We start from the raw sequence: 6465 nt of genomic DNA on the forward strand, positions 1-6465 counted from the left end.
TGATTAGTTTAGCAAATTCACTCTACTTTTCAATATTTATCTGTATAAAAAAACAGGGTTTAGTTAACCCTGTTTTCTTTTATTTTTTGAGTGGTTCTAGTGGTTTCTCTTTTTTTACCTTACCATCATCATCAAATTCAATGCGTGGCATACAACCTCGACAACTACCTTTATCTAAACCAAGTTCACTGCAAAATTTATTGTATTCATCTACCGCTTTACGGAACCAACCTTTTTTTTCTTGTTCGCTCATCTTGCCTCCTTTTTTAATTTTTGTGCAATCTCCGAACGTAATAATTTTAACCCATTTTTCTTATTATAGGGTACCTGTTTTGTGATGAAATAATCTCTCATTAAAGGGCAATCTTTTTCATCTAAATTCATTAAAAATCGACGAATTGCTGGCAAAGCGGAAGCTAAAGTGCGGTGAAAATAAGCAAAATTTTTCAAGCTTAGCCAATCTTCGTCAATCAATTCCCAATCAACAGGTGTGGTATTAAATTCCTGAGCGAGGGGATGGAAAGACAAAGGCATATTCCGTTGAAAAGATTGCGTTGCTTCTTTTTCTAATTCAATCCCTTCTGCAGAAAGACCTTTTAGAGCGATAGCTGAATAACAGCCACTACTTGCCTCTAAATGCTCACCTAAATGAACAAGAGAAAAACCACATTTCTGCCAAAATTTAGCCAGTTCTTTGGTATAACCAAAACTCACTGATAAATAAGCCAAATTGGTATTTTGTTTAATATATTCAATGAGTTGTGCACCTATACCATGCTGCTGCCACATAGGCTGAACCGCAATTCTCGAAATACGTAAAGAATGCAATTCACAAGCCTTTTGTTGTTGAGCATGAAAACAAAGTGCTTGCGGGACAAGATTACCTTTAGGGCGTCTGGTGCCCAGATTAATGGCCTCTATAATCGATGAATCTTCAATCCCGCCTTCTTTTAATGCCCAAACTGCACCTAGTAAATTTCGCTCACTTTCAGCGGTAAAAAAACACTGTGAATTGGCATCAAACAATCGCCGTAGATCTACTGGTGATGTACGATAATGAGCTAATGTCATCAAGCCATAGAATTGAGGCAACGAAGAAAGTATTTCCTCTTGTGAGCGTTCAGTGATTTGGCATATTTTGCTTTTGTCGTATGGCGTTTGTTTAAAGTCATCCTCTACATTCAATAATAAAAGCTCATCAATAAACGCCTCTAAAACATCATCTTTAGACCAACGTAGCGGTTCAATAAGCTCAAAGTCAGAAAAGGTGCGGTTAATTTTTTGCTTAAATTTAAGCTCAAAGCCTCGCCCGGTTCCCTCATAACTATGGATGGTAGTCGTAAATAAAATATGCTTAAAATGATGAGAAAAAGCGCTCAGTTGAGCAATCGGCAGCATTGCCGCCTCATCAACAAAAAGCCAAGCATTTTCAGAAAAAGAAGGATCATTTTGCAAAGCAAGGAAAAGCTCATCTGGTGAAATAAAGATAATTTCTTTTTGTGAAAATTCAGCCAAAATTTTAACCGCACTTTTATTCGGTGCTGTGAGGTAAATTTTAGTATTCAGTTGATTCGCTAATAAGCCTGCTAGAGCTGATTTACCTCTTCCTCGCTTGGCTGTAAGAAAGTAAAATTCAGATTCTTTTTGTAAGATTTGCTCAATGATTTTCTGCTGATCTAAGGTCGCGTTATGATTTGCAAATAACTGCTGAGAAGTGCGGCTAAATTTTAAATCATTTTGATGATAAAGGACGGGAAAACCATATTTAAGAATACAATGCTTAAAATATGCCATAAATCTTGGCGTAGCAATTGCCTCAATCGAACCCGACCAACGAAGACTATCTTCATCTATTTGGGAATGAAGTTCCTCCCAATTTGATAGCAAGACAATTAAGGCACCATTCATTTTCAATGTACCGGCCGCAATGGCTAGTGCCTCTAAATGGATACCTTTCCGTGCATCAAACAAGATCGTCTCAAACTCTTGTCCAAGAAAATTTTGAATTTTAGAAAACTCATTAATGATCAAGGTATTTGCCGGCAAATTAGACGGCATATTCTCACTGACTAAAATTTGAAAATGACGTGTCATGAATTACTTTTCTAAATACGCTTCTAATTCAGCTAAATTTTGAGTCCATTCATTACTGAGTTGCTTTATCCATGAAGCAATATCGGATGTCCAATTTGGTAATGAGGTATCTTGAGCCTGTTTTACGATATTTTGAACATTAACAAGTCCTACCGATGCGGCTGCACCTTTAATTTTATGTGCAACATCTGACACCGTTTGTTGCATATCTGAGTTTGCAAGATAATCGTCATACGCTGTTTCTAATTCATCTAAATAAATCGGCATCCATTGTTTAAATAACACCACATTAGCTTTAGCTTGTGATTTTCCAATTAACTCAATAAGTGAAATATTGATGCCTTCCTGAACTTGAGGGAGCTCTTCTTCATCAGAGGTAGTCTCGATGTCATCCCCTAAAAAGGTTTTAAAGCACTGACGCAATTCTGTCAAAGAAAGAGGTTTACGTAGCACACCATCCATACCCTGATTTTGATATTCTTCTTCACTGTGCATCACATTTGCCGTAAAAGCAATTAAAGGTGGGAGAAAATCATAAATCCCTTCTTCGTAGTTTTTACGTAGATAGTATGCAATATCAAAGCCTGACATATCTGGTAACTTAATATCAAGAAAAACAATATCATAAGTATTTTTCTCAAATAATCGGATCGCCTGTTCACCATTCATGGCAACATCAACATAATGCCCCTGCTTTTCAAGGATACTTTTGGCCACAACCACATTCAATTCAACATCTTCAACTAATAAAATAGAAAGATGCTGCATGGCTGTTTCAGCATTCATATCATTAGCTTGAGCTTTATCCGCAATAATCGTTAAATAAAAAGTAGAACCTTTATCCAACTCACTTTCAACGGTTAAATCCCCCTGCATTAACTGCGCAAGATTTTTAGAAATTGCAAGACCGATGCCACTTCCTGCTGAACGATGAATATTATCTTTGACCTGATAATACATGGTAAAAATCTTATCTAATTCATAAGATGCAATACCTGCTCCCGTATCAGTAACACTAAATTGATACTGATTATCTTGAATTTTCTGTACTGTTAGGATAACTTCACCTTTGTCAGTAAATTTCACTGCATTACTAATTAGATTCCAAAGAATTTGGCTGATGCGAGCACGATCGAGATAAAGCCAATTAGGTAAATTCTCATCCTGTCTTAAAGAGAATTTTAGTCCCTTTTGTTCTGCCATTAAGGTACCAAAATTATAGAAATCATTAAGTAGTGAATGAAAATCACAAGGCTGAATATTTAATTCAATGCGTTTAGAGTCAATCTTATCTAGATCAATAATATCACTAAAAATATGGCCTAAACTGATCGCACTTAGATTAATGGTATTGAGATAATTTTGTTGCTGTTCTGTTAATTTATCATCTAATAAAATTCGACTTAAACCAATGATTCCATTTAATGGGGTACGTAACTCATGGCTAATTGTTGCAAGTAAAGTACTTTTATCACGACTATTTTTTTCTAATCTAGCAAGCGTTTTAGAGAGCTCTAAACGAGAACGCTCTAATCGCTCAACAAGTAGCGTAAAGAAATAAATAACAAAAGGAGCAGTAAACAGACCAAAAGTGATCGAGCGAACAATATCGCTCCAGTCAATACCATCACTAAAAAGCGTACTTAATAAGATTTGTATACAAAGAGCCAAAATCGCAAGAATAGCGATACCAAGTAAAGAGAAGCGAACTCGACCTAATCGAATAACCCAATCAACATAGCGTTGTGCAAAATATCTAAAGTTTTTCATTGTTTATATTGAGAAATAAAAATTGAGATCATTCTATAGAGTTTTTAATAAAAATCCATAAACAAAAACCCCAAGCCATTCAGCTCGGGTTCTACATTCACTACCTGGCGGTGTCCTACTCTCACATGGGGAAGCCCCACACTACCATCGGCGCATCGGCGTTTCACTTCTGAGTTCGGTATGGGGTCAGGTGGGACCACCGCTCTATCGCCGCTAGGATTATTCCTTTAATAACTTTTCTATTTCTCTCTGCTCCGCTATCTCTAGCGTCTCACAACCAAACAAGCTGATTCACCTTCAATACTTTCTCTTTCTTCTCTGAGTTTCGTCTTTGTATCATTACAACACCCAAAACCCTTGAGCGTTGTATAGTTAAGCCTCTCGGGCAATTAGTACATGTTAGCTCAACGGCTCGCACCGCTTACACACCATGCCTATCTACGTCTTAGTCTTAAACAACCCTTACAGATTTATAATCTGGGAGAACTCATCTCTTGGCAAGTTTCGTGCTTAGATGCTTTCAGCACTTATCTCTTCCGCACTTAGCTACCCGGCAATGCGTCTGGCGACACAACCGGAACACCAGTGGTGCGTCCACTCCGGTCCTCTCGTACTAGGAGCAGCCCCAATCAATTCTCCAACGCCCACGGCAGATAGGGACCGAACTGTCTCACGACGTTCTAAACCCAGCTCGCGTACCACTTTAAATGGCGAACAGCCATACCCTTGGGACCTACTTCAGCCCCAGGATGTGATGAGCCGACATCGAGGTGCCAAACACCGCCGTCGATATGAACTCTTGGGCGGTATCAGCCTGTTATCCCCGGAGTACCTTTTATCCGTTGAGCGATGGCCCTTCCATTCAGAACCACCGGATCACTATGACCTACTTTCGTACCTGCTCGACTTGTCTGTCTCGCAGTTAAGCTTGCTTATACCATTGCACTAACCTGACGATGTCCGACCGTCATTAGCAAACCTTCGTGCTCCTCCGTTACTCTTTGGGAGGAGACCGCCCCAGTCAAACTACCCACCAGACACTGTCCGAGACCACGTTTCGTAATCTTCGTTAGAACATCAAACGTTAAAGGGTGGTATTTCAAGGACGACTCCATAATCACTGGCGTGACTACTTCTAAGTCTCCCACCTATCCTACACATCAAAATTCAATGTTCAGTGTCAAGCTATAGTAAAGGTTCACGGGGTCTTTCCGTCTAGCCGCGGGTACACCGCATCTTCACGGCGATTTCAATTTCACTGAGTCTCGGGTGGAGACAGCCTGGCCATCATTATGCCATTCGTGCAGGTCGGAACTTACCCGACAAGGAATTTCGCTACCTTAGGACCGTTATAGTTACGGCCGCCGTTTACTGGGGCTTCGATCAGGAGCTTCTCTTTCGATTACACCATCAATTAACCTTCCAGCACCGGGCAGGCATCACACCCTATACGTCCACTTTCGTGTTTGCAGAGTGCTGTGTTTTTAATAAACAGTTGCAGCCAGCTGGTATCTTCGACCGGTTCAACCTTCGCCCGCGAGGGACTACAATCTACGCCGGCGCACCTTCTCCCGAAGTTACGGTGCTATTTTGCCTAGTTCCTTCACCCGAGTTCTCTCAAGCGCCTGAGTATTCTCTACCTGACCACCTGTGTCGGTTTTCAGTACGGTTTAGTAAAGCCTTTCGCTTAGTGGCTTTTCCTGGAAGTGTGGTATCAGTTACTTCAACTCCGTAGAGCCTCGTCATCATCTCTCAGTGTTAAGGAAGTCCGGATTTGCCTAAACTTCCCACCTACCAACTTAAACGCACATATCCAACAGTGCGATAACCTAACCTACTCCGTCCCCACATCGCAGCTTTACCAAGTACAGGAATATTAACCTGTTTCCCATCGACTACGCTCTTCAGCCTCGCCTTAGGGGCCGACTCACCCTGCCCCGATTAACGTTGGACAGGAACCCTTGGTCTTCCGGCGAACGGGTTTTTCACCCGTTTTATCGTTACTTATGTCAGCATTCGCACTTGTGATACGTCCAGCATGCTTCTCAACACACCTTCATCCGCTTACACAACGCTCCCCTACCCAACAGACTTTCGTCTGATGCCGCAGCTTCGGTGCTATATTTGAGCCCCGTTACATCTTCCGCGCAGGCCGACTCGACTAGTGAGCTATTACGCTTTCTTTAAATGATGGCTGCTTCTAAGCCAACATCCTAGCTGTCTAAGCCTTCCCACTTCGTTTCCCACTTAATATAGACTTTGGGACCTTAGCTGGCGGTCTGGGTTGTTTCCCTCTCCACGACGGACGTTAGCACCCGCCGTGTGTCTCCTGAGTATCACTCTTCGGTATTCGTAGTTTGCATCGGGTTGGTAATCCGGGATGGACCCCTAGCCGAAACAGTGCTCTACCCCCGAAGGTGTCCGCTCAAGGCTCTACCTAAATAGATTTCGGGGAGAACCAGCTATCTCCCGGTTTGATTGGCCTTTCACCCCCAGCCACAAGTCATCCGCTAATTTTTCAACATTAGTCGGTTCGGTCCTCCAGTTAGTGTTACCCAACCTTCAACCTGCCCATGGCTAGATCACCGGGTTTCGGGTCTA

General features: G+C 41.5%; 3 protein-coding genes and 2 rRNA genes (1 of these 5 running past the window's edge). All 5 read right to left on the reverse strand.

Annotation, left to right across the window (positions count from 1 at the left end; all coding sequences use genetic code 11):
* Nucleotides 1-79 precede the first annotated feature (79 nt).
* On the reverse strand, nucleotides 80-253 hold the full coding sequence (locus DX522_RS11620; RefSeq protein WP_014065161.1) for a DUF5363 family protein: 174 nt from the start codon (nucleotides 251-253) through the stop codon (nucleotides 80-82).
* Nucleotides 250-2058 carry a tRNA(Met) cytidine acetyltransferase TmcA gene (locus tag DX522_RS01495; protein ID WP_115180871.1) on the reverse strand — a complete coding sequence of 603 codons (1809 nt, stop codon included), beginning with the start codon at nucleotides 2056-2058 and terminating at the stop codon, nucleotides 250-252. The genes DX522_RS11620 and DX522_RS01495 overlap by 4 nt, the downstream gene beginning before the upstream one ends.
* A 39-nt stretch (nucleotides 2059-2097) precedes the next feature.
* Entirely contained in the window at nucleotides 2098-3864 is a 1767-nt protein-coding gene (locus DX522_RS01500; protein ID WP_115179574.1) for an ATP-binding protein, read from the reverse strand.
* 102 nt (nucleotides 3865-3966) lie between these two features.
* A 5S ribosomal RNA gene (gene rrf, locus DX522_RS01505) occupies nucleotides 3967-4082 on the reverse strand.
* A gap of 150 nt (nucleotides 4083-4232) precedes the next feature.
* A 23S ribosomal RNA gene (locus DX522_RS01510) occupies nucleotides 4233-6465 on the reverse strand (it continues 663 nt past the right edge of the window).

The organism is Haemophilus parainfluenzae (assembly GCF_900450995.1).
In the GTDB taxonomy this organism is placed as follows: domain Bacteria; phylum Pseudomonadota; class Gammaproteobacteria; order Enterobacterales; family Pasteurellaceae; genus Haemophilus_D; species Haemophilus_D parainfluenzae_O.